At 45.7% G+C, this 23,156-nt stretch carries 24 protein-coding genes; 14 read left to right on the plus strand and 10 right to left on the minus strand.

What is annotated here, in order from left to right; translation table 11 throughout:
* Window positions 1-110: 110 nt before the first annotated feature.
* Window positions 111-596 carry a glutathione peroxidase gene (locus GJU87_RS17555; RefSeq protein ID WP_153640668.1) on the plus strand — a complete coding sequence of 162 codons (486 nt, stop codon included), beginning with the start codon at window positions 111-113 and terminating at the stop codon, window positions 594-596.
* Window positions 597-599: 3 nt separating this feature from the next.
* Here GJU87_RS17555 and lipB read toward each other — a convergent pair whose 3' ends face one another.
* Together lipB and lipA are read right to left on the minus strand one after the other, a co-directional pair.
* A complete protein-coding gene (gene lipB / locus GJU87_RS17560; protein WP_153640669.1) occupies window positions 600-1,301 on the minus strand; it encodes a lipoyl(octanoyl) transferase LipB in 702 nt (233 codons plus the stop codon).
* Between the two features lie 105 nt (window positions 1,302-1,406).
* On the minus strand, window positions 1,407-2,264 hold the full coding sequence (gene lipA, locus GJU87_RS17565) for a lipoyl synthase (RefSeq protein WP_153640670.1): 858 nt from the start codon (window positions 2,262-2,264) through the stop codon (window positions 1,407-1,409).
* A gap of 121 nt (window positions 2,265-2,385) precedes the next feature.
* On the opposite strand from lipA, the gene GJU87_RS17570 reads away from it, so the two are divergent.
* The 8 genes from GJU87_RS17570 to frr all read left to right on the plus strand — a co-directional run bounded on the left by GJU87_RS17570 (window position 2,386) and on the right by frr (window position 9,772).
* Window positions 2,386-3,834, plus strand: coding sequence for an MFS transporter (locus GJU87_RS17570; protein WP_153640671.1), 1,449 nt, complete (start codon window positions 2,386-2,388; stop codon window positions 3,832-3,834).
* Window positions 3,835-4,006: 172 nt separating this feature from the next.
* Window positions 4,007-5,170 (plus strand): hypothetical protein, encoded by a 1,164-nt coding sequence (locus tag GJU87_RS17575; protein WP_153640672.1) that lies wholly within the window; start codon window positions 4,007-4,009, stop codon window positions 5,168-5,170.
* Between the two features lie 327 nt (window positions 5,171-5,497).
* Window positions 5,498-5,953, plus strand: coding sequence for a 50S ribosomal protein L13 (rplM, locus tag GJU87_RS17580; protein ID WP_153640673.1), 456 nt, complete (start codon window positions 5,498-5,500; stop codon window positions 5,951-5,953).
* 5 nt (window positions 5,954-5,958) lie between these two features.
* Complete coding sequence (gene rpsI, locus GJU87_RS17585) at window positions 5,959-6,345, plus strand: 30S ribosomal protein S9 (RefSeq protein WP_106540836.1); 387 nt, start codon at window positions 5,959-5,961, stop codon at window positions 6,343-6,345.
* Window positions 6,346-6,455: 110 nt separating this feature from the next.
* Window positions 6,456-7,361: a 30S ribosomal protein S2 gene (rpsB, locus tag GJU87_RS17590; RefSeq protein WP_153640674.1), complete on the plus strand. Its 906-nt coding sequence runs from the start codon at window positions 6,456-6,458 to the stop codon at window positions 7,359-7,361.
* A gap of 33 nt (window positions 7,362-7,394) precedes the next feature.
* Window positions 7,395-8,222, plus strand: a complete 828-nt coding sequence (tsf, locus tag GJU87_RS17595; protein WP_153640675.1) for a translation elongation factor Ts — start codon at window positions 7,395-7,397, stop codon at window positions 8,220-8,222.
* Between the two features lie 177 nt (window positions 8,223-8,399).
* Window positions 8,400-9,110, plus strand: a complete 711-nt coding sequence (pyrH, locus tag GJU87_RS17600) for a UMP kinase (RefSeq protein WP_153640676.1) — start codon at window positions 8,400-8,402, stop codon at window positions 9,108-9,110.
* A gap of 95 nt (window positions 9,111-9,205) precedes the next feature.
* The gene (frr, locus tag GJU87_RS17605; protein ID WP_106540840.1) at window positions 9,206-9,772 is read left to right on the plus strand and encodes a ribosome recycling factor; all 567 of its coding nucleotides are present in this window, start codon (window positions 9,206-9,208) and stop codon (window positions 9,770-9,772) included.
* A 76-nt stretch (window positions 9,773-9,848) separates the two neighbouring features.
* On the opposite strand, the gene GJU87_RS17610 is transcribed toward frr, so the two are convergent.
* The gene (locus tag GJU87_RS17610) at window positions 9,849-10,649 is read right to left on the minus strand and encodes a BtpA/SgcQ family protein (protein ID WP_153640677.1); all 801 of its coding nucleotides are present in this window, start codon (window positions 10,647-10,649) and stop codon (window positions 9,849-9,851) included.
* A 530-nt stretch (window positions 10,650-11,179) separates the two neighbouring features.
* On the opposite strand from GJU87_RS17610, the gene GJU87_RS17615 reads away from it, so the two are divergent.
* Window positions 11,180-11,674 carry a thioredoxin family protein gene (locus GJU87_RS17615; RefSeq protein ID WP_153640678.1) on the plus strand — a complete coding sequence of 165 codons (495 nt, stop codon included), beginning with the start codon at window positions 11,180-11,182 and terminating at the stop codon, window positions 11,672-11,674.
* Window positions 11,675-11,710: 36 nt separating this feature from the next.
* Here the strand turns inward: GJU87_RS17615 and GJU87_RS17620 are convergent, their stop codons facing one another.
* The 7 genes from GJU87_RS17620 to rbfA form a co-directional block, all read right to left on the minus strand.
* Window positions 11,711-12,757, minus strand: coding sequence for a DUF4421 family protein (locus GJU87_RS17620; protein ID WP_153640679.1), 1,047 nt, complete (start codon window positions 12,755-12,757; stop codon window positions 11,711-11,713).
* A gap of 81 nt (window positions 12,758-12,838) precedes the next feature.
* Window positions 12,839-13,273: an SPOR domain-containing protein gene (locus GJU87_RS17625; RefSeq protein WP_153640680.1), complete on the minus strand. Its 435-nt coding sequence runs from the start codon at window positions 13,271-13,273 to the stop codon at window positions 12,839-12,841.
* A 168-nt stretch (window positions 13,274-13,441) separates the two neighbouring features.
* Window positions 13,442-14,401, minus strand: coding sequence for an aldo/keto reductase (locus tag GJU87_RS17630; RefSeq protein ID WP_153640681.1), 960 nt, complete (start codon window positions 14,399-14,401; stop codon window positions 13,442-13,444).
* A gap of 225 nt (window positions 14,402-14,626) precedes the next feature.
* A complete protein-coding gene (locus tag GJU87_RS17635; RefSeq protein ID WP_153640682.1) occupies window positions 14,627-16,702 on the minus strand; it encodes a sensor histidine kinase in 2,076 nt (691 codons plus the stop codon).
* 167 nt (window positions 16,703-16,869) lie between these two features.
* Window positions 16,870-18,096: an ABC transporter permease gene (locus GJU87_RS17640; protein WP_153640683.1), complete on the minus strand. Its 1,227-nt coding sequence runs from the start codon at window positions 18,094-18,096 to the stop codon at window positions 16,870-16,872.
* Between the two features lie 12 nt (window positions 18,097-18,108).
* Window positions 18,109-18,939, minus strand: a complete 831-nt coding sequence (locus GJU87_RS17645) for a class I SAM-dependent methyltransferase (protein WP_153640684.1) — start codon at window positions 18,937-18,939, stop codon at window positions 18,109-18,111.
* 35 nt (window positions 18,940-18,974) lie between these two features.
* Complete coding sequence (gene rbfA, locus GJU87_RS17650) at window positions 18,975-19,316, minus strand: 30S ribosome-binding factor RbfA (protein ID WP_106540848.1); 342 nt, start codon at window positions 19,314-19,316, stop codon at window positions 18,975-18,977.
* 316 nt (window positions 19,317-19,632) lie between these two features.
* Between rbfA and GJU87_RS17655 the strand changes: the two genes are divergently transcribed.
* The 4 genes from GJU87_RS17655 to GJU87_RS17670 all read left to right on the plus strand — a co-directional run bounded on the left by GJU87_RS17655 (window position 19,633) and on the right by GJU87_RS17670 (window position 22,761).
* Complete coding sequence (locus GJU87_RS17655) at window positions 19,633-20,385, plus strand: GntR family transcriptional regulator (RefSeq protein ID WP_153640685.1); 753 nt, start codon at window positions 19,633-19,635, stop codon at window positions 20,383-20,385.
* 101 nt (window positions 20,386-20,486) lie between these two features.
* Window positions 20,487-20,927: a YqaA family protein gene (locus GJU87_RS17660; RefSeq protein ID WP_153640686.1), complete on the plus strand. Its 441-nt coding sequence runs from the start codon at window positions 20,487-20,489 to the stop codon at window positions 20,925-20,927.
* A gap of 112 nt (window positions 20,928-21,039) precedes the next feature.
* Window positions 21,040-21,552 (plus strand): dihydrofolate reductase family protein, encoded by a 513-nt coding sequence (locus GJU87_RS17665; protein ID WP_153640687.1) that lies wholly within the window; start codon window positions 21,040-21,042, stop codon window positions 21,550-21,552.
* A gap of 195 nt (window positions 21,553-21,747) precedes the next feature.
* Window positions 21,748-22,761 carry a YeeE/YedE thiosulfate transporter family protein gene (locus GJU87_RS17670; RefSeq protein ID WP_106540852.1) on the plus strand — a complete coding sequence of 338 codons (1,014 nt, stop codon included), beginning with the start codon at window positions 21,748-21,750 and terminating at the stop codon, window positions 22,759-22,761.
* Window positions 22,762-23,156: the final 395 nt, after the last annotated feature.

Genomic DNA, 23,156 nt, shown 5'->3' on the forward strand with positions numbered 1-23,156 from the left:
CGATAAAAATTTATCTGTTTTATTTCTGAATAAGTTATTTACCATAAAGAGAGTCCATTGAACTTTGAGGTACCGACTGCGTTTTTGAATTCACAGCAAAACAGAACGCAATGAAAGATATTTACGGTTTCGAAGCCGAAACACTGGAAGGAGAAAAAGTAACACTGGACGCTTTTCGCGGAAAAGTGGTGTTGATAGTCAATACTGCCAGCAAGTGCGGATTCACGCCTCAATACGAAGGACTCGAGAAATTATACGAGCAGTATAAAGATGACGGATTGGTGATTTTGGGTTTCCCTTGCAACCAGTTTGCCAACCAGGAGCCCGGCGGCAAAGAGAGCATCGAACAAACGTGCCGGGTAAATTACGGCGTTACTTTCCCAATGTTTTCGAAAATTGACGTGAACGGGAAGAGTGCCCATCCTTTATACCAATACCTGAAAAAAGAAAAACCCGGTTTCCCGGGAAAGCGAATCAAATGGAACTTCACGAAATTCCTGGTCGACCGAAACGGAAAACCAGTGAAACGTTTTGCTCCTTATTTTAAGCCGGAAAAACTGGGTGAGTATATCGAGCCGTTACTGAATCATCAGTAAACCTTATACCAACTCTGCACCAAACACCTCGGCGAATTTCTGTCGGGTCAGTGCTTTGATGGCTTCGAAATCCTGCTCTTTGCCCAGTTCTTTTTGCAATGAAGTCACTCCTTTGTCTACAAATCCGCACGGATTGATGTGCTGAAAGTAGTTCAGATTCGTGTTCACATTGAAAGCAAAACCGTGCATGGTAACATGGCGTGAGCTTTTCACTCCAATGGCACAGATTTTCCGTGCGGTTGGTTTACCCACGTCGAGCCAGACACCGGTAGCACTTTCGTCGCGCGAACCTTCAAGGCCAAACTCGGCAATGGTTTTGATGATGGTTTCTTCGAGGTTATATATATACTGGCGCAAACCGATATCGAAATTCTCCAGGTCGATGATAGGATATCCTACAATCTGTCCGGGGCCATGATACGTGATATCACCTCCACGGTTGGTGCGGAAGAAAGTAGCGTCCTCCGCCTGTAGCTGGATATAATTGAGCAGGAGATTGTGTTCATCGCCACTTTTCCCCAGCGTATACACATGCGGATGCTCGACAAAAATCAGGTAATTGGGCGTTTCCTTCCGGGATGAGGGTTCTGCATTTTTATTATCCAGTTTCATCTGGATGGTTGCCCCCATCAATTCCTCCTGACGATCCCAGGTATATTTGTATTCGGCTACACCGAAATCGAGATACTGAACTTTATGGTTCATTTCTGTCGTACTCCTTTTCAGACCAATAAAAATCACCCCTAAATCCCCTCAAGGGGACTTAGGGACTATATACTTTCTTTCGTATTTTGTGTTCCGCAGAACTAATTAATTCACCCGGGGCCTGATGTGACGTTCGGCATGGTAGGATGAACGAACGAGTGGTCCGCTCTCCACAATCCGGAAGCCGCGGCGCAAACCTTCTTCTTTTAACGCACGGAATTTATCGGGGTGAACGTATTCCTCTACCGGAAGGTGAATCTTCGTCGGCTGCAGGTACTGTCCCATCGTTAGGATTTCGCAACCATTAGCCACCAGGTCATCCATTGTCTTGTATATCTCGTCGAGGGTTTCGCCCAATCCGAGCATCAGTCCTGATTTGGAAACGGTTCCCGAATCAGAAATCGTCTTGAGCACTTTCAGGCTGATATCGTACTGTGCTTTGCTACGCACCTGCGGCGTCAAGCGCTCGATGGTTTCCAGGTTATGCGAAATAATATCAGGCCTGGCATCGATGATCTGCTTCACCAGTTCAGGCTTTCCATCAAAATCGGGAATCAACACCTCCATGGTCGTATCCGGATTTACCTCTTTGATTTTATTGATGGTTTCCACCCAGTGAGCGGCACCTCCATCGGGCAGGTCATCACGGTCAACCGAAGTAATCACGGCGTGTTTCAGATTCATCAACTGCACCGAACGGGCTACATTGGCCGGCTCATTCGGGTCCAGCGGTTTTGGACGACCGGTTTTGGTCGCACAAAATTTACAGGAACGCGTACAAATTTCCCCCAGAATCATGAAGGTTGCGGTTCCGGCTCCCCAGCATTCCCCCATATTCGGGCACTGTCCGCTGGTACAAATGGTATGTAGATGGTGATCACGAACGACACTTTTTACGTGACGGTAATTCGTCCCAATCGGCACCTTTATCTTCAGCCAATCGGGCTTTCTTCTAGTCTCCATAGCGAATCTACTTTTTAAAAGTTGCGCAAGATAAGCATTTTACAACAAAGCCTGTTTTCTTACTTATCCAGCATATTTTTATATTTTTGGCTCCATTGTTCTCTCAAAAAACACAAAACAAATGAAGGCACTTCAGGTTTTTAAAAAATTTCCACGCACATTTTGGGTTGCGAATACGATGGAGCTATTCGAACGATGGGCCTGGTACGGATTTTTCAGTCTCTTTGCTTTATATCTTACTGGTTCTACGGATGAGGGTGGAATGGGATTCACCCAGATTCAAAAAGGGAATATCATGGGAATCGGTACGGCAATTTTATATTTCCTGCCCATCATTACCGGAACGATTTCTGACCGCATTGGATACAAGCGGACTCTATATATTGCATATACGGTTTATACGACGGCATTCATTGCGATGCCTTTTTTTCATACCTACTTTTCCGTCTTCTTTATTTTCCTCTACCTCGCATTAGGAGCCGCTCTTTTTAAGCCCATTGTATCGGCAACTGTTGCCAAAACTACCGACGAAACAACTTCTTCCATTGGCTTTGGCCTTTTCTATATGATGGTGAATATTGGTGCCTTCATCGGTCCTTTTGTGACAAACCACTACCAGCAAATTGCCTGGAAATATGTTTACTTCTCATCTGCCGCAGTAATTGCAGCAAACTTCATTCTGCTTACCTTCTTTTACCGCGAACCCACCGAGAAACAAAAACAAAAGGAATCGTCGCTGGGTAAAAATATCATAGAGGTGTTCAAAAATATTGGGGTTGCGCTGAGTGATGTTCGCTTTGTTGTCTTCCTGATTATTGTGAGCGGCTTCTGGACCATGTACAATCAGTTGTTCTTCTCTCTTCCGGTATTTATTGAGCAGTGGGCAAATACCAGCATAGTATATGATATGTTCCACAGCTGGTGGCCATGGCTTGCCGAACAAATAGGAACGAGCAACGGTACCATTCCCCCCAACATTCTGATCAATGCTGATGCCGGCTTTATCATCCTATTCCAAATTATTGTCTCGTCGATCGCAATGAAATTCCGCCCCCTGAATGCCATGATTACCGGGATGTTGATTGCTTCCATCGGGGTAGGCTTTTCGATGGCGACACAAAACGGTATCTACACGCTTATTGCCATTCTCATCTTTTCTCTTGGAGAGATGTCGAGCTCGCCCAAAATCACGGAATATATTGGCCGCATTGCTCCGGCAGATAAGACAGCCCTGTACATGGGGTGCTCGTTTCTGCCAGTTGCTGCGGGAAACTATTTTGCAGGAATCATCTCTGGTAATGTTTACCAGAGCATGTCTGACAAAATTCAACTGGCAAAAAACGAGATGGCATCCCGGGGTATTCATATGCCCGAGATATCCAAAGCATTTTCTCAAAACGATTATTTGAAAACAGCTGCAGACAAACTGCATATGAACCTCGACCAGTTCACCAATTTCCTTTGGGATAAATATCACCCGTCGAACATCTGGGTGGTGGTGACCGGAATCGGTGTTGGTGCCGCAGTTTTGTTGTTCCTGTATGATAGACTACTCCTGAAAAAGAAATAAGCTTAAAATATTAGAACGTATTCATCCGGAGCCATGGAGTTTTTATTCCAGCTCCGGATTTTTTTATTTCCCGCTACCGCTAAAAACTTTCAGAGCAGGAAAAATAAATGTATTTTCAGCCGGATTTATTATTGTCAACTTTCGCGAGAAGCTCTTAAATGAAATGCATTTCATGAAACAATTATTTTCAATTCGTATTTCCCGTTTCATTACTTCGGCCGGGATTGTTTTTGTCCTGATCTCATTCCTGAACATGAAATCTGCTTCCGCGCAGAACGACTATCATTTCTTCCAGTACACCGAGCCTTATTTGCCCGACACAACCGGCAACATTTATTTCGCACTCGACAATACCAATTTCTTCAAGAATAACGAATACAAAGGAAAGATCGCTACCGGAGCAACGATTCTGGGAGCCTGGTTCCGTCCCAAGGCAGTGTACTACCCAACCAAACAACTCCGTCTTGAGCTGGGCGTACATATATTAAAATATACCGGCCGCACCGATTACGAAAATATCAGCCCGTGGTTTACGGTCCGTTATCATCCAACTTCAGCCATCACTGTTATTATGGGTAACCTTGACCAGGATGAGAACCACATGCTGCCCGAACCAGTTTACGATCCGCAGCGGTTTTACACCGACAAACCACAGGGCGGTATCCAGATGAAGTACGAAACGGTAAAATGGTACACCGATATGTGGATCAACTGGCGACAGATGATTCTTCCGGGCGACCCGTTTCAGGAAAAGTTCTCGTTCGGGGTGATGAATAAATGGACTTTGCTGGAGAACAATACCAACCAGGTTTCTGTACCGCTGAGTTTTTTCGGTACTCATGCCGGTGGCCAGATTAATGCAGGCCCATCACGTGTCCGGACATACATCAGCGTTTCGCCTGGGATCATGTACAACCACAATACAGGCGGTCATTTCCTGACAGATATCGGAACCAACGACAACTTATTTATAACCACCGGCCCGAAAGACGATACCCTCTCTCCTTTTTCGAAAGGAAGTGCCGTGTTACTTTCCGGTTACGTCAATACACGCCTGGGAGATATCACAGCGGCTTATTGGCGGGCTCATCATTTTTATGCGCCTTTCGGCGGAATATTGTACCAGAACGTTTCGAGCCGTTATCCCGGCACCTCGGTTGAGAACCGCGAACTGGTCAACCTGAAATATCATTTCGACAAATTGATTACCCCGCAAACACACCTGGGATTCATGTTCGATCTGTATTATGATACCATCGAAAAAAAATCGATGAATGCGGCCGGATTGTACCTGGTTGTTAATTTTGGCGTTATTCCCCGAAGAAAAGCACCTTAAGTTCCGATTACAACGAAATTTACGTGCTTAAACAGTTATTTTTGCGAAAATTTTAAATCCGAAATGTTTTCCTTCACTTCAACACCGTCTGTCAAGATCTTTTGTATTGATTTTGTAGCAGTTATTTTTTCCTACCCCAGTTGTAAAATTGAAAAATAACAAATACTTTTGCAGTCCCGATTATCATCCATACTTGCAAACATGCATGGATGAAGACAGCAAAACTGCCTTAGCAACAGTGCCGGAGAACCGGCGACCCGCTGTTCGGAATCCGGGAAAATGCATGTTCGTTAATATGTTGTTTCATTCATTAAATTAAAGAAGCAAGTGGATACGTTGAGTTACAAAACCGTTTCGGCAAATAGTGCAACGGTAAACAAAGAATGGATTGTGGTTGATGCCGCCGATCAGACCCTTGGTCGGTTTGCAAGCAAAGTTGCCAAAATCCTCAGGGGTAAGAACAAACCGAACTTCACCCCTCACGTAGATTGCGGTGACAATGTTATTGTTATCAATGCAGAGAAAATCCGTCTAACCGGAAACAAGTGGAATGCCAAAGAGTATATCCGCCACACCGGATATCCGGGTGGTCAGCGTTCGCAGACTGCCAGTGAAATTCTGGCGAAACATCCGGAAAGACTGGTTGAGAAAGCTGTAAAAGGTATGCTCCCGAAAAACCGTTTGGGACGCAAGCTCTTTACAAACTTGTATGTATTTGTGGGTAGTGAGCACGACAAGCAAGCTCAGAGCCCGAAAGTAATTAACATTGATAACATTAAATAAGAAACATGGAAATCACAAACGCAATCGGTAGGAGAAAAGCCGCTGTTGCCCGTGTTTATATCACCGAGGGTAAAGGTAATATCACTATCAACAAACGGGACATCACCGAATATTTCCCGGTTGATACACTGCAATACATCGTTAAGCAACCGCTTAACCTGTTGGAAGTAGCTGGTCAGTTCGACGTTAAGGTGAGCCTTGACGGTGGCGGCGTAAAAGGACAAGCTGAAGCGCTTCGTCTTGCTATTTCACGTGCAATGATCAAAATCGACGAAGAGAATCGTCCGAAGCTGAAAGCTGCCGGATTCCTGACTCGTGACCCACGCGAAGTGGAACGTAAGAAGCCAGGTCGTCCGAAAGCACGTAAACGCTTCCAGTTCTCTAAACGTTAATCTTATTTGCCGAATCATTAACAGATTTTGTTTAGCATCTAAACTGTCCGGACTCGGTGAGCCCGACTACCGGATAGTTGCCTGAACAGAACGTAAACAAAAACAATTTTATGCCTAGAACAGAATTCAAGCAATTGCTCGATGCCGGTGTTCACTTTGGACACTTGAAACGTAAGTGGAACCCGAACATGGCTCCGTACATCTTCATGGAGAAGAACGGAATCCACATTATCGACCTTCAGAAAACTATTGTCAAAATCGACGAAGCAGCTGCTGCGTTGAAATCTATTGCCAAATCAGGACGTAAAGTTCTTTTCGTTGCTACGAAAAAACAGGCTAAAACAATCGTTTCCGAGCGCATCAAGGAAACCAATATGCCTTACATTACTGAGCGTTGGTCAGGTGGTACACTCACCAACTTCCCAACCATCCGTAAGGCCGTTAAGAAAATGACCTCCATCGATAAAATGATGAAGGACACGAGTTGGGACAACCTCTCAAAACGTGAAAAACTGCAGATTACCCGTCAGCGTGCCAAGCTGGATAAAGTGCTCGGTTCTATTGCCGACCTGACCCGTTTGCCTGCTGCCCTGTTTGTAGTTGACGTAATGAAAGAGAAAATCGCCGTTCGTGAAGCTCAGCGTTTGGGTATTCCTGTTTTCGCCATGGTTGATACCAACTCGAATCCGGAAGGAATCGACTTTGTGATCCCGGCAAACGACGACGCTTCTCAGTCTATCGATCTCATCATCGATGTTATGGCCGAAGCCATCAAAGAAGGTCTTTCAGAGCGCAAAGCTGAGCGTGAGAAAGAAGGTGGCGACGATAAGCCCGCCAAACAAAAGCGCGGAAGCCGTAAAGCTGCAGCTAAAGAAAAAGAAGCTGAACCTGTAAAAGAGGAAGCTAAAAAAGCTGAGCCAGCAAAAGAAGAAGCTCCGAAAGCTGAGCCTGTAAAGGAAGAAGCTAAAGAAGCTCCTGCTGCCGATGAGAAAAAAGACGAAGAAGCTGACAAATAATTGCATTCAAAAAATCAAATAAATCATTTCAACATGGCTATTTCTGCTGCTGATGTAATGAAGTTGCGTAAAGCAACCGGTGCCGGAATGATGGACTGTAAAAAAGCCCTCGCCGAAGCCGAAGGTGATTTCGACCGCGCTGTTGAAATCATCCGTGAAAAAGGAAAACTGGTAGCTAATAAGCGTGCCGACCGCGAAGCAACCGAAGGTGCTGTTCTCGCGAAGGTTTCCGACGATAAAAAATTCGCTGCTCTGGTTGTCCTCAATTGCGAAACCGACTTCGTTGCTAAAAATGAAGGCTTTGTTGCTTTCACCGAGAAAATCCTGGATTTGGCTATCGCCAACAAACCAGCCGATCTCGATGCACTGAAAGCTCTCGATATGGATGGCCGCTCAGTTGAAGCTCATGTTACCGAGCAAACCGGTATCATTGGTGAAAAACTGGAGCTCTCAGCTTATGAAACTGTTCAGGCTGAGGATACCATCGCTTACATTCACCCGGGTAACAAACTGGCAACGGTAGTTGGCTTCTCGAAAGAAGTAGCCGACGAGCAGGTTGCTAAAGACATCGCTATGCAGGTTGCTGCGATGGCTCCGGTGGCTGTTGACAAAGACGATGTTCCTGCTGAAGTTGTTGAGCAGGAGCTCAAAATTGCTAAAGAGAAATTCCGTCAGGAAGGCAAGCCGGAAAACATGCTTGATAAAATTGCACAGGGTTCCTTGAATAAATTCTTCAAAGAGAACACTCTGCTGAACCAGGTCTACGTAAAAGATGGTAAAATGACCATCCGCGAATTCCTCGCATCCAGCGACAAGGATTTGAACGTAACCGATTTCAAGCGTTTCACTCTGAATGCCTAATCACGGTAAAGAATACATGGAAAGCTGCTTCAACTGAGGCAGCTTTTTTTATGTCTACGCGCCTCAGAACCCTCTGATTTCAAATGAAAATCCTGGGAACCGTGGAAAAACCATTTTGAAAACTCGGCGATTTTTATTGTTCATCGTATCTTTACCGAAATAAAATCCAACGCACTCATGGGAAAATTTAAACGTGTATTGCTGAAGTTGTCCGGTGAATCGCTTATGGGCAACCAGCAATATGGTATCGACAGGGACCGCCTGACAGATTATGCCAATGAAATTAAAGAAGCCGTTGCGCTAGGCTCCCAAATCGGGATAGTTATCGGCGGCGGTAATATCTTCCGCGGACTGAGTGGTGCCGCCAATGGTTTCGACCGGGTAAAAGGTGACCAGATGGGCATGCTGGCAACGGTCATCAACAGTCTGGCGCTTAGCTCGGCCTTACAGGCAATAGGTGTTAAAACACGCGTTCTTACAGCTATTCGCATGGAACCTGTGGGTGAATTTTATGCCAAAGAGAAGGCTATCGAGTCGTTGGAGAAAGGTGAGGTGGTTATCTTGTCGGCCGGAACCGGAAATCCTTATTTCACAACCGATACCGGTTCATCGCTGCGGGGCGTCGAAATCGAGGCAGACGTCATGTTGAAAGGAACACGGGTAGATGGAATTTATTCGGCTGACCCGGAAAAAGATCCGACAGCGACCAAATTCGATGAGATCACCTACGATGAAGTCTACAACCGGGGGCTGAAAATTATGGATTTAACAGCCACCACCATGTGCAAAGAGAACAATCTTCCTATCATGGTCTTCGATATGGATACGCCCGGTAATTTGCTTAAATTATTGAAAGGTGAGAAAATAGGCACGTTGGTGCATAATTGAAACAGCTGATTATCTGAAGTATATATTTAATACTTTGAAATCTTTCAATTTTTTCTAAATTTGTTTAAATCAACATCTTGGAAAATAATCGCTCTATGAACGAAGAAATTCAAATGATATTGGATGACGCCCGTACCCGAATGGAACAGGCGCTTGAGCATCTCGAAAAAGAACTGGCTCATATTCGTGCCGGTAAAGCCAATCCGCGCATGCTGGACGGCGTTATGGTCGACTACTATGGTTCGCAGACTCCCCTGAACCAGGTTTCCAGTGTCAGCACGCCGGATGCCCGTACGATCGCTATTCAACCCTGGGAAAAGAAACTGATCCCTGAGATCGAAAAAGCTATTATCAACGCCAATCTTGGCTTCAACCCCGACAACAATGGCGACATCATCCGTATTAATGTTCCTCCGTTAACTGAAGAACGACGCAAAACGCTGGTGAAAGATACGCACCGGGAAGGCGAGAATGCGAAGGTTAGTATCCGTAACGCCCGTAAGGATGCCAATGATTATCTCAAGAAATTGTTGAAATCGAAAGAGATTTCAGAAGATATGGAGAAGATTGGTATTGACGAGGTACAAACCATTACCGACGACTATATCAAAAAAGTTGATGAAGGAATGGAGAATAAGGAAAAAGAGATCATGACGGTATAACAACCGACTGTTTATAAAAACACAAAGGCTGCAATATTCATTATTGCAGCCTTTTTTATTTCGATGTATCGTATCTTTATTTTTCCCGGAGTTGCTTTACTTTCTCCATCAGTGAATCCACGCGGTCCCGATCCACCGGGTTCATCCAGTAACCTTCCTCCTTCAGCGAGGACCCAATAATAAATCCATCGGCATACGGCCAGTAGGACTCTATATTTTCTTCCGATATGCCCGAACCGATCAAGACGGGCAGACTGGAAGCCCGTTTAGCTACCTTAACGTCCTCAATGGCGGCTTTTTTTCCCGTAGCTGCACCTGTGATAATAATTCCGTCAGAAAGGAAAAATTCGGCCGCCTGAATCGTTTCTTCCAGGTTCACATCGGCTGTGATATTGTGCGAGGCATGTTTTTTCCGGATATCCGTGAAAATACCAACACTGTCAGCCTCTATTGATTTCCGGTACCGCATGACCAGGGCCGCGTCAGAATCCATGTAACCTTCGTCTGCCACATGACCGAAAACGAATCCTTCGGCCCTCACAAAATCAAGGCCGGCTGCTTTGGCAATGGCTACGGCATCGGTATTGGCTCCAGCCAGCACCTGAATTCCGACAGGCAACTCGATCTCCCGCTGTACGGCAAGCGCCGCTGCCGTCATGGCTGCCGTAATCTCGGGGCCGACCTTCCGGTTTAAGTAGGGCACGTCGTGCATATTTTCAATCATCACTGCATCGAGTTCATGACTGTTATAAATCAGGGCTTCTCTCACAGCCGTATCGATAATTTCGGCCATGCTCATCTTGTGGCGAGGTGTACCGGGCAACGCTCCCAAATGGACCATCCCGATAATGGCTTTTCGTTTAAATGATAATTTCACAATTCCGGATTTTATCTAAAACAGTTTATATAAGGAAAGATAAAAATATTTGCCCACTCCATCCGGCCTTCCAAACGGATTTTTGTACAAATCCAGACTCCTTCTACACCAAATTACGACTATCTGACGGGAGTTTTCAACCGTTTTTTGTTAAGAACTTTCCTTTTTAAATCCCGATTCATCAATAAAATATTTGTAATTTGAATAATGAAACCAATCGATAACCTCCCTCCTCTTTTTTAACTATTTACAGAGGTTTCTGTAAATTATTTTTACACCTTATTTGGTTGACGAATAGCATATGTTCATACATAATAATCCACCTTCTTCGCGGTCCTTTCCCCCGCTCTCTGCCTATTTCAATTCAGATTTTAAGTATTGACGAAATTCGCGCTTCCCGGAAATTGTATTCATGGAATAAGCACACCATGAAACTTACCATTGCATATTACGTTAAACTTTGACATATTATCGTCCGATAAATCAGATGGTGATTCTATCATTCATTCATAAATCAAATTTATTCATATATGAAAAGAATTGTTTTCGCGCTCCTTTTTGTTCTCGGTCTTTCCGTTAGTCCGACTTTTGCCCAGGGCGTGCACATTTACGATCCGAACGCCAACGCCACTGAGCAAATTGCAGCAGCAGTGAAGAAAGCCCATGCCGAGGGAAAAAACGTTTTTCTGCAGATTGGAGGGAACTGGTGTCCCTGGTGTGTGAAGTTCCACGGCTTTTGCGACAATACCCCAGAGATTCATCAATTGATGGAGAAAAATTATGTCCGGGTGATGGTGAATTACAGCAAGGCAAACAAAAACCTGGATGTTTTGGCGAAACTAGGCTATCCTCAACGTTTCGGTTTCCCGGTGCTGGTCATCCTGAATGACAAGGGGGAACGTATTCATACGCAAAACTCCGCTTACCTGGAACAAGACGGAGGTTACAGCATTAAAAAGGTGGCAGGTTTCCTGAAAAACTGGAGCCCCGACGCGTTAAATCCGGCACACTACGCTTCGAAATAAAACCTTACCAAAAGCGGGACAGGCGTTCCGCTTTTTTTATTTCCTCCCGGGAAAAATCCTGATTTCTTTCTTCAAACTAAAACGATAAGCCACATTGGCCCTGATATTCCCCGAGCGATAATGAATCCGGGTACCCTCGGGTGGTGCTCCCATCAACATATCCATGTTCACACATGTCGCCCCAACATACACTCGCCCAAACTGATAACCTGCCCCAAAACGTTCCGTCAGTTTGTAAAATGGCGAGTAGGTATGATAATCCCGGTTGTCCATGTCCGTCAACGTGCTTCTCCCCACACCGATTCCGCCGATGGCCGACAGCATGATAAAAAACCGCTTATCGATGACAAATGTATGTGCATAGCCGCCGGTTGCCGCCACTGCCAACCATTCCCAGCGTTTAAAATTAATGCCGTTGTAAAAATCTGGTACTGCTATTCCCGAGGGAACAAATGACGAATCAGCGTCGGAACCATCCCAGTATACACCGCCGCCGGCAAAGAAACTTCCGGCACTCTTTTTCTGCCACTCATCCTGAAGAAATGGAGCCCGGAAACTGAACCGGGAATAATTGAAGTTGTAATTCATTTCCGCATTAACCGCATAAGCACGAATATCGGGTCGTGTATAATAGAAACCTTTCGGTGGAGGAGACTTCAATATATCATGGCTGTTGTTGAGATACTGCCCCCAGAAAACGTGCGAAAACAGATCGAAGGTAACCCGCCTGAGGTAAAGATGCGTTTGAAAATCGAGGAAGGTGGTTTTGCCGTATTTTTCCACCGGCATTCTCATCGATGGCAGGCTAAAACCCGCGTTAATTCCCAACAGCTTGTAGTTGATACCAAAACCAACCAGGTAGTTATTACTGGGCAGATAATCAAGTTTCTTATTTAAGGAGCCGTCAATGAGTTGTTGTCCCATGTATTTGCGGGACGTATACAACCTGACCACAAGGTCGTTCTTGTAGGAGGCAATGTAGCTGCTATCAGGATGAGAATTCAGTTTCTTCAGAAACGACCCCTGTCCGCTGACATGACCGGAGAGTAAAGAAAATAAAACCAGAAAAAGAATCAACCGCATAACCCCATTTTACAAATCGCTGCAAATTTTGCGGGGGGAAAGGTATAAAAAAGAGAGCGTCTAGGCTCTCTTCATATGCTCTTAATTTTCCTTTTTAATCAGTAACCAGGCATCACGGAATTGCTTGTACTCATCGCGAATATCCGTCACCTTTTTCCTGGCGGTATTCTCGTCATCGTAGCTGTCGACACAAACCCGGTACAGGCCGTTTTCGTTTACCAGAATTCCCGGATAAAAACCTTCGTGCATCAACTGATTTTTGAACTTCTGAGCATTCTGATATACACCAAAACTGCCCAGGATAACGTAAAACCGTTTGCTATCGAGCGATTTTTCTTCTCCGTCCGGCACGCTAACCTTTTCTTCCTTCACCACAATTTTCGGTGCATTATCAATTTTCGTCGTTTCCGGTTCTTTCATCTGCTCGGGAGTGGTGGTTTCCGGCATTAAGTGTTGGGTTTTACAACCGAAAACGAAAGCCAGACTGAGTATAAAGAAGATTTTGAGAATTTTCATAAGTACAAAATTAAGAATAGGAATATGTAAAACGAATATAAGAATATTTTACCAGTTGCTTATCATTTCATTACGGAGGTGCTGAAAAATATGCCGGTACGATGGTCAGTCTTCCCTGGAAAAGCAAAGTTTAGCACAAAAAAAAGTGGCACCGTGGTGCCACCCTTTTTATGCCATTGGATACTGAAAAATAGGAGTCCCCGCTTTTCCTTTCTCTTTCATCATTTTTATCTCCTCAGCCGACAAAGGTTTAATCCGGGAAGAAAGCTCCAGCGCCATTTTAAACAAGTCTTCGTTGCCCGGAGGAAGAGCCGCTGTGACCGGATGTGAAAGGGTAAACCGAAGTCCCATCAGTGCCTCTTCCGGATCGGTTAATGGTTGATACCAGCACTTGGGAACCTTGTTGGTCGTGCCTTCCGGATACGGACTTTTGGCCATCGCCTTCAAGGCAAGAATGCCCATTTGTTTACTGTGTGCTCTTTCCAGAACCTGTGGACCGAAATTTCCTGCGTACCACGTCGTATAGTTGACAGGGAAGAGGATGGTATCGAAATCATGCTGATCCATCAGAGCGTTGGCCGCTTCGACGGAGTGTGCAGAAAAACCGAGAAAGCGAACCTTCCCTTCATTTCGGGCAGCGAGGAACGTTTCCATGGCGCCACCCGGAGCAAAAATTTGTTTCACATCGTCGAGGGTGGTCACAGCATGCAACTGGTACAAATCCAAATGATCGGTTTTCAGCCTTTTCAGCGATTGCTCCAACTCTTTCCGCGCTCCATCTTTCGAACGCTCGGTTGTTTTACATGCCAGGAAAACATCTTTCCTGTAAGGCTGCAATGCCGGTCCCAATTTTATTTCGGCGTCTCCGTAACTGGGAGCAACATCAAAGTAATTGATTCCATAATCGATGGCTTCGCTCACCCTGGAGGACGCTTGTTGCGGGGTTGCATCCATCACCACAATTCCGCCAAAGCCGAGCATCGATAGTTTTTCACCGGTTTTCCCCAATGAGCGTCTTTCAATTTTACCGGGAGGATTCTCCCTAATCATACCAGCCAGATCGGCCGGAAAAAGACTGAGAAGAGGAACGGCACCTGCCGTTGTTTTGATAAAATTTCGTCTTTTCATAACCACGGTCATTTTTTAATGGATTTTCAAAAAAAGCGACTGGTCGTACCCGGAATAATGAGCACACCAGTATTCTGATTGAGCAAAAAATTCCTGCTTCGTTGGTGGGAATATCGGAGGATTAGGCCTTCCTAAGTCAGATTTGGAAAAGCACAAATAAAGTTATGAATTTTTAAACAGGAATGGAATTGAACGTCGGCTAGCACTTATGGAAACATATAACACTCAAATTGAATGCTTCACATAGCTATGTACTGACATAACAAAATCACTTCCTTCGCCGGGCTTGCTCCAAATCTCAAGCTCTCCTTTGTTCTGATGGGCTATCTCGCGACACAACTGCAATCCCAAACCGGTTCCCTTTTCGTTATTGGTCCCGGCAGAGGTGAACTCAATTCCCTGGCGAAGTTTCTGCAGGTCTTCCTCGTTAATCCCTATACCGTCATCCTTCACATGAATTTCAAGTCGGTTATCTGCAACCGAGCGAACAAACACCTTGATGCTGCCGCCTTCAGGGGTGAATTTTATGGCATTGGAAACCAGGTTGCGAACGGCCAACTGTATCGAGTTCGAATCGATAACGGCTTCATATTCCTGAGTCAAATCAAGTGTGAGCGCAATTGATTTTGACTGAGCTGTTTGCTCCAGTTGCTCAATACTGTTCTTTAATATCTTGTTCAGGCTATGCCTTTTCAATTCGTATTGCACCTGGTTGTTCCGGCTTCGTCCCCAAACCAACAGGTTATCGACCAAACCAACGAGCGAACGGGCTGAAACCTTCATTTCCTTTCTTAATTCGCGGCGGCTGGAGTCATCCAATTCATCGCCATCCATCAACTCCATCACCTGAACGAAAACAGCCAACGGCGAACGCAAATCGTGCGCAATGATCGAGAACAGTCGATTCCGGCTTACCACATCCTCCTTCAAACGTTTGTTTTGTTCCGATATTGACCGGTTCTTATTCTCAATCTCTACTCTTTTTTGGTTAATTTCTTCCGTCCGTTCGTTCACCAGCGACTCGAGGTTGGCATTTACCGCCTCCGATTCACTTGTCAGTTTTCTTTCGTTTCGGATGGTCATGACAAACCGCTTTAACATGATGGCTGTCTCGATGTAAATAAACACCACAAAACCGTATTTCATCAGGTATTCACCGTAATGAACCTCAAAGGCATTGGCGACCAGTATGTCATGCAAAATGATCACCAGGATTAAGCTGATTCCAATCAGATGGTACCGGGCAAATGCTACCTTTCGACCAGTCAATTTCAGCGAAAAATAGAAAATCAATATTCCTGAAAAGAAAACAAGCGCATAGAAAATGAACAACGAATAAGCGAATATCCTGACCGGTAGAAACAATATCCCCAGGCTACAGAAAACCGTTATGTAAGTTACCAGTCGGTTCCATGCATAAAAAGCCTGATTCCGGTAGAAATAATAGTAATACCAGTTGAAGAACATCAACGCCAGGAAGGTCGACAGATATTCAATCCGGATGAGCCACGTCCACGAAGGCGTGAATAAGTCATTGATCAGGAAGTTATCATTGGCCAGGCTGCGCAATACAACAAACCAGAGCGAAAGGCTGAAATACAAAAGGGATTTCTCTTCACGGTAGTAGAAGGCGAAAATCGAGTAAAAAACACCAAATGTTATCAGAAAAATCAGCGCTGCAAAAATCAGATGATTATGTTTCCGCGCCTGCAACGCGACGCTGCCAGGTGTCCCCAGATAAAGGGGTTTCCAGAACCCTCCTCTACGGTGATGAAAATTGGATACCTGGATGACAATATCAACAGGTTGCTTCCCCGCTATAAACTGAATATGTCCGGGGCGGTAACGCGGAACCGATGAGCCGAAGGATGTCCCTACTCTCCCGTTCTTGTAACGGAGTTTTCCGTCGATAAAAAGTTCGAACGCAGAATCGAAAATGGGAACCAAAAGGCTTAATGTGTCCCCATCTGCACCCGCAATTTTTAAACGGGCATGATACGTGGCATATCCGCTGCCAGGAAGTGATTTTCCGTTAACAGAGTATTCGGTCCAGTAAGCGGGGATATTGACCATTTCAGGCTTCTCGCTGAAAGAGTGACCCGAAGAAAGACTATCGGGGCTAACCAGCTGTTTCCAATAAAATTCCCATGTCCCGTCCAGTTTAACGGGCTCTCCCTGCTGCAACTTCTCTAAAAGGATGTTCACGACACCCTTCGAAACGAGCTCGGCTTTTGAATGACCGGGCAAACAGCTCCAAATTATCAGCAAAAAGAAAATATATAGTGGTCCCTTTTGTCTCATCCTTTCTTTTTAAAGCACACACCATCAACCTACACATAACCATGCGACTAGAACAGAGAACACTTCTTCCTCCGGCGTCAAACAAGTCGGGTTATTCCCTAAAAGCAATAACGTCTCCGCTCCGTAAATATTCTTACAGACCGATACTTTTCTCAGAAAAAATGTAATTAGTATGACTCGTTGGTGAGGTACTTGCCGGAAATAAAGCGAACCGGGAACCAGGCCGCAAAAAATCCGATGACCAGAACGGAAATAAAAATGGCCGTCACATCCATGGGGATGATTTTAACCGGATAAGCATCGATAATGAAGGAGGTGCCGCCGGTGAGTTTTAGCAATCCGTATGTTTGCTGAAGCCAACTGACAACCAGGCCGAGAAAAGTACCCACTACGGCTCCGATGATGGAAATGGACCAGCCTTCGAAGAGGAAAATTTTTCGGATAAGACTGTGATTGGCTCCCATACTTTTCAGGATATTGATGTCTTCCTTCTTATCGAGAATGAGCATGGTGAGAGAGCCAACAATATTGAAGGAGGCAATGAGCAAAATGAAGACCAGGATGAGGTAAACGGCCCACTTTTCGCTCTTCATGATTTTGTAGAGATAATCGTGCTGCTGGTATCGGTTTTTCACCACAAACCGGTTGCCCACGAGTTCCTGTATTTTCTGTTGCGTTTCTTTGACGGACGCATCTTTCTTCAGTTTTAACTCAACAGCACTGACGCCGGTAGGCATTTCAAACAACCGGCGGGCAAATGCCATGGGAACAATCACGTACTTCGAATCGATTTCCTGCTGAATACTGAATATCCCGGTAGGAAAAATAATGTCGTGATTGAAATTTCCGACCAGTCCCATACCCATGGTTCGGCCCCTTTGCGGAACATACACCTGGATGGGGTTGATAAAATTGAGTCCAACCGAAAGGTAATAAGCTACCCCTTGCCCAATCACAGCGTAATAGTTGTTCGCGTCTTCCAGCTTGAATTTGCCGTCTACCAACATCGTATCGATACCCGTCATCTGCTGAAACGATGGACTCACGCCCATGATGGTGGCAATGTATTGCTGATTGCTGTACCGAAGCAGTGCATTCTCCTCGATAATCTGAGCATAGTCGGCGACTTCGGGCAGGTTACGTATTTCCTGAAAAATGGCCGTGCTGTCCTGGAAACTTTTCCCTTCGGCTATGGTAATTTTCAGGTCTGGGTCGAACGATGAAAAGAGCGATTTGATCAAGCCGTCGAAGCCATTGAATACCGACAAAACCACCACCAGTGCCATCGTCCCCACCGACATACCGACGATGGAAATTCCGGAAATGATGTTGATGATATTGGTCTTCTTTCGCGAAAGCAGGTAACGCTTGGCTATGTATAACGGCAGGTTCATCAAGTATTTTCTTTAGACTGGCTTTTCGGCTTTCACCATCAGTCCGGTTCCGGTTTCATGCTTTCCGTGCACATCGAAGTAATTCAGCAAAGCGGAAACGGGGTAAGCGACCAGGTAATAGAATGGCAACACCACGAAAAAGATTTTGGAAGCGCCCAACATCTGGATCGGATACTTCATAGAAAGACGCCAGGAAATTTTTCCCGGGGCACCATATGTATAGCGTACATCGATGTTGGTAAATCCGGCTCGTTCCAGCTTTTCGCGAATATCCGCCACACCGTATCCATCGCGCACATGCTCATCGATAAAGCCATGAACATCTTCCTCGTGTTCGTGATCGTGGCTATCGGAACCGCCCTGATCGGACGGAGTGGAAATGAACAGTACGCCGCCTGGCTTCAGTGATGCATTAAAATTCCGGAAAACCTGCTCGTCTTCCAGGATGTGTTCCATTACGTCCACCGAAAGAATCAGGTCGTAAGTTTCCGGCTCATCAAATTTGGTCAAATCCGCTTCCGCGAAATGCACCCGTTCGCCTTTCCCAATACGGTTAAAAAACTGGTTGCAATCAGCTATCTGCTCTTCTTTTACGTCAACACCTTTGATTCGTGCCTTCGGAAAAAGCCGGCTCATCCGGTAGGTGTACTGGCCAAAGCCGGAACCGGCGTCCAGGATTTTCAATTCCTTTCCGGTATGTGACTTGCCCCACTTCTTCAGCTCCCGACTAACGTGCCAGGCACGCAACAAAAGCATATCGAGCAGTGAATAGAAAACTTTGCGCAGAAAAGGCGTCCGGTTAAAGGCTTTTCCCAGAACGCGTTTGATCGGATCGTATTGCATGTGCCTGAAATCGTTTAAAATCGAGCGTTTGTAATTTATTTCAACAGGTTGTCAATGTTTTCGATGTAGTCGAGACTGTCATCCAGGAAGAACTCCAAATCGGGAATTACCCGCAACTGGTGGCGCACAATCCGTCCCAATTCCCCACGTAAATGGCCTTTCCGGTTGTTGATGTGGTCCAGAATTTCCTGTGCATTGTCCGACGGAAAGATACTCAGATAACAGCGAGCCAGCGACATATCGCGGGTCACCCTCACAGTCGTTACGGTAATCATCTTCCCCTGAAAAAGCATCTGGGTTTCGCGTCGAAACAATTCGCTCAGTTCTTTTTGTATCAACCGGCCAATTTTATTCTGACGGGTACTATATTCTTTCATCTCTGTCTTTTTTCTTTTGCTGTAAATAACGGTTTCCCGGAAACTCAATACAAAATAGCGTTAACACAGGAATCCATATGTCGTGATATTTAAGCGCAAAGGTAAATAATTATGACGGAAGATAATTCATTGCCCAATTACTGCTGCTCATTTATCAAAAAATGACTCCCGTTTTTCATTTGAGTCTTGACTTTTCACCGAATCGCCGTATATTTATATGTGCAGACATAATATGCAAACTGCTTATGAACTGCGGATAAACAACTAATTATTGATTGTGTTCCGGATGTAATCATCCAATCGATATCATTACCATATGAAACTCAAAATCGACCACAACAGTTCAAAGCCCCTGCATGCCCAGGTAGAAATTCTACTGCGCAAACTGATCGAAAAACCCGAATATCAGGAAGGTGCCTATTTGCCCAAAGAGGTTGATTTAGCTAAAAAGTTAGGCATATCGCGAAACACCGTTAGACAAGCTATCAACAAGCTGGTATTCGAAGGATTACTTATCAGGAAGAAGGGACAAGGGACAACTGTTGCTCCAAAAACAAATCATACACCGGCGGTTGACGGAAATGCCATTGCACGACAAATTCAGTCAGATGAAGAACCATTGGTCACGCTTCAGACAAATGCGGTCCGGGAAGATGCCAACGAAACGGTCGCCCGGTTCATGCAAATTCCGGAAGGAACACCCGTTTTCAAAATTACCCGGTTGGAAGGAAATGACGACGAACCGGTGGTTTATCTCGAAAGCTACTTCCATCCCCGTCTGGGATTACACGAAGACATGGATTTTTCAAAGCCACTGAGCCAGATTCTAACCAACGATTTATCGGTTGTCCTCTCGCTTTCGCGTGAAAAAGTGGAAGCCCGGCCTGCATCGACCATCACTGCCAAGCGACTGGGCATCACTACCATTGATCCGGTACTGGTTCGTGAACGCTACGTTTATGATACCGACAACCAGCCGGTAGAATACACCACCAGCTTTTACAACGCTTACAAATACGCCTACAACATTGAGATTCAGCACAACCAGGTTGTCTACCCAGACGTTTAAGCTTTCTCGTCCGAACCAAGACGGAATTTTCTCTTCTTTGTTGTTATATCTTCGGTTACCGACATCACTAACCTATTCATGTTTAAACATAGAAATTACGAATGGAAGCGCTGGCAACATACGGTTTAATTGGTCTCTTTGTCGCTGCCTTTGTGGCGGGAACCCTCATTCCGTTTAATTCGGAAATCGTGTTGAGTGCCGTTCTGATCGCCGGTGCCGATTTGATGACCGCACTCGTTGTGGCAACCATCGGTAATTCATTGGGGGGACTGGTGACCTATTACATGGGACACATCGGGAAACCGGAATGGCTGGAAAAATACGGCAAGGTGAAACATGAAAAGCTGGTGCAAATACAACCGCAACTCAACCGGTACGGGCCCGCAGCTGCAACGCTTTCGTTTGTTCCCGGACTCGGTAATGTTATCATCCTCGGGCTTGGTTTCTTCCGCATTGCTCCATTCTGGAGCTTCCTGTTCATGACATTCGGCAAGCTGGCCCGTTATGCTGTTTGGGGATACATGACCGATTTAGTGATTTAATACCCCGAAAAAGTCGACATTACTGAACCGACTGTTGCCTAAATAGTTGTATCTTTTTACACTGAAATGAATTTGTAAGAATCTCGATTATTAACCCTACGCTAATGGGTCCATGCGAAAGCTCATTCTGAATATTGCTATTAGCCTCGATGGCTGTATTGAAGGACCGAACGGTGAGTTTGACTGGTGTTTCACCGACCAGGACTACGGGATGACCCAATTCATGAAACAGATTGACACGTTATTGATGGGACGGAAAAGTTACGAAGTGCTCACTTCCTCTTCCACTGACCCATTTCCCGGCAAAGAGTTGGTCGTTTTCTCCCGAAGGCTCCGTAATCTCGAACCTCCTGCACGACTTCATCAGGGAAACCTGAAACATACGGTGACGCAGTTGAAAGTCCAGCCCGGAAAAGACATCTGGTTGTTCGGTGGTGCCGACATCGCCGGACAATGCCTCGATCTGGGTCTGGTCGACGAAATGCAGCTCGCGGTTCATCCCCTGTTCATTGGCAATGGAAAGTCACTGTTCCGTTTGCTGAACAGGCGCCGAAACTGGAAATTGAGTGAAACCAAGCGCTTCGATACCGGTTTGATACAACTCTTCTACCGGAAAGAACAGTAGTCGAAACCGTCAGTCTCGCTGTCGCTGCCTGGACAAGTCGATAACCAGTAGTTATTGAGTATAATGGAATTGTATTTGCACACACAATTGATTACCAATTACTTTACCATCGCAAACCAACACTCAAACTCATGTTGGTACTTAACGTCTTTCCTATCGGAAAAAACATAACCGAAACGATTAAATAAGACAACTATGAGCCTTCAGATTTTAGTATTCGGCTTCCTTTTCGGAGCCATTCTTCAGCGGGCACAGCTGAACAAATACAACACCATCAGCGGAATGGCAACGCTGGAAGACTACACCGTAGTCAAAGCCATTCTCGTCGCCATCGGACTGGGCATTATGCTCATCAACTTCGAAATCGGAACCGGGCAAGCAATCTACCATGTAAAACCGTTCATTGTTGGCGGCATTATGCTGGGCGGATTGATTTTCGGAGCCGGCATGGCCATTCTGGGTTACTGCCCCGGAACCATGGCTGTCTCACTTGGCGAAGGCTCCATCGACGCTTTGGTCGGTATCGTAGGCGGCTTGCTGGGAGGACTCATCTTCACTGCAGTCCTGCCTGCCATCGAACCCATTCTGGGTCCCAACTTAGGCAAGATTTCCCTCTTTACCATCATGGGTGAGCAAACCACTTACTGGTTTTACTTTCTGACGATTTTATTTGGCGCCGCAATGATTCTGCTCGCCTTCTATTTCGATAAAAAACACAAAGCGCCCAATTATCGCTGGCTGTTTGCCGGCCTGGCTTTGGCTGTTCTCAATGCCATGGTATTCCTGAAGGTGACTTCCAACCGTCCCATCGGTGCATCGACGAGTTATCCGTATGTAGCTGACCAGCTCACCGGGATGACCAACAACGGTTATTTTGGTAAGATTGCTACTCCGGGACATTGGGAATTGGTTTTCCTTTTCGGAGCGCTGCTGGCCGGACTGGTTTTCTCACTCCTGTCAAAAGAATTCAAAATTACCGCGATCCACCGTCGCTGGGAGCATTACAAAGGCAAGTCGGTAAGCAAACGACTGGTGACTGCTTTCATTGGTGGATTTATCCTCATTTTCGGAGCACGAATGGCCGGCGGATGTACCAGCGGACACATCCTCTCCGGAGGCATGCAGTTAGCCGTGAGCAGCCTGGTATTTGGCATCTTCGTTTTTGCCGGCCTGTTGATTACCGGAAAATTATTCTATAAGAGAAAGTAACTTCCAATTAGATACCCCTTTCGGGGGAAAACACCATCCTGTTCGAACATAGCATGGTGTTTTTTTATGAAAAATCGCCAGATGGCAGACTCCAGACATTTCAGGTTGAAAAAAATTTAAGGGTTTAAGGATAACCACTGACTGCCTTGCCGGCGTAAATGGCGTGAAGGAAGGATGTCATCCCTCGGCGGGATGACATCCTTTATAACACATAGTTCCCCGTATCATGGCGGAAGCAAAATACCACTTAGCGGAGTCTGCCCACCACCTAGCGAACAATCCCCACCTGTCAGCGAAGTCCGCCCACCACTTAGCGAACAATCCCCACCTGTGGTTACCCCTGGGTGCGGGCCGGCCATTCACGCCATGGTTGTTGAGGGAAACGGCAGAGGCTG

The sequence above is a fragment of the Prolixibacter sp. NT017 genome, assembly GCF_009617875.1.
In the GTDB taxonomy this organism is placed as follows: Bacteria; Bacteroidota; Bacteroidia; order Bacteroidales; family Prolixibacteraceae; genus Prolixibacter.

Coding starts and splice junctions, on each gene's coding strand:
- GJU87_RS17555 (WP_153640668.1), top strand. CDS start 111: ATGAAAGATATTTACGGTTTCGAAGCCGAAACACTGGAAGGAGAAAAA.
- lipB (WP_153640669.1), bottom strand. CDS start 1,301: ATGAACCATAAAGTTCAGTATCTCGATTTCGGTGTAGCCGAATACAAA.
- lipA (WP_153640670.1), bottom strand. CDS start 2,264: ATGGAGACTAGAAGAAAGCCCGATTGGCTGAAGATAAAGGTGCCGATT.
- GJU87_RS17570 (WP_153640671.1), top strand. CDS start 2,386: ATGAAGGCACTTCAGGTTTTTAAAAAATTTCCACGCACATTTTGGGTT.
- GJU87_RS17575 (WP_153640672.1), top strand. CDS start 4,007: ATGAAACAATTATTTTCAATTCGTATTTCCCGTTTCATTACTTCGGCC.
- rpsI (WP_106540836.1), top strand. CDS start 5,959: ATGGAAATCACAAACGCAATCGGTAGGAGAAAAGCCGCTGTTGCCCGT.
- rpsB (WP_153640674.1), top strand. CDS start 6,456: ATGCCTAGAACAGAATTCAAGCAATTGCTCGATGCCGGTGTTCACTTT.
- tsf (WP_153640675.1), top strand. CDS start 7,395: ATGGCTATTTCTGCTGCTGATGTAATGAAGTTGCGTAAAGCAACCGGT.
- pyrH (WP_153640676.1), top strand. CDS start 8,400: ATGGGAAAATTTAAACGTGTATTGCTGAAGTTGTCCGGTGAATCGCTT.
- frr (WP_106540840.1), top strand. CDS start 9,206: ATGAACGAAGAAATTCAAATGATATTGGATGACGCCCGTACCCGAATG.
- GJU87_RS17615 (WP_153640678.1), top strand. CDS start 11,180: ATGAAAAGAATTGTTTTCGCGCTCCTTTTTGTTCTCGGTCTTTCCGTT.
- GJU87_RS17620 (WP_153640679.1), bottom strand. CDS start 12,757: ATGCGGTTGATTCTTTTTCTGGTTTTATTTTCTTTACTCTCCGGTCAT.
- GJU87_RS17625 (WP_153640680.1), bottom strand. CDS start 13,273: ATGAAAATTCTCAAAATCTTCTTTATACTCAGTCTGGCTTTCGTTTTC.
- GJU87_RS17630 (WP_153640681.1), bottom strand. CDS start 14,401: ATGAAAAGACGAAATTTTATCAAAACAACGGCAGGTGCCGTTCCTCTT.
- GJU87_RS17635 (WP_153640682.1), bottom strand. CDS start 16,702: ATGAGACAAAAGGGACCACTATATATTTTCTTTTTGCTGATAATTTGG.
- GJU87_RS17640 (WP_153640683.1), bottom strand. CDS start 18,096: ATGAACCTGCCGTTATACATAGCCAAGCGTTACCTGCTTTCGCGAAAG.
- GJU87_RS17645 (WP_153640684.1), bottom strand. CDS start 18,939: ATGCAATACGATCCGATCAAACGCGTTCTGGGAAAAGCCTTTAACCGG.
- rbfA (WP_106540848.1), bottom strand. CDS start 19,316: ATGAAAGAATATAGTACCCGTCAGAATAAAATTGGCCGGTTGATACAA.
- GJU87_RS17655 (WP_153640685.1), top strand. CDS start 19,633: ATGAAACTCAAAATCGACCACAACAGTTCAAAGCCCCTGCATGCCCAG.
- GJU87_RS17660 (WP_153640686.1), top strand. CDS start 20,487: ATGGAAGCGCTGGCAACATACGGTTTAATTGGTCTCTTTGTCGCTGCC.
- GJU87_RS17665 (WP_153640687.1), top strand. CDS start 21,040: ATGCGAAAGCTCATTCTGAATATTGCTATTAGCCTCGATGGCTGTATT.
- GJU87_RS17670 (WP_106540852.1), top strand. CDS start 21,748: ATGAGCCTTCAGATTTTAGTATTCGGCTTCCTTTTCGGAGCCATTCTT.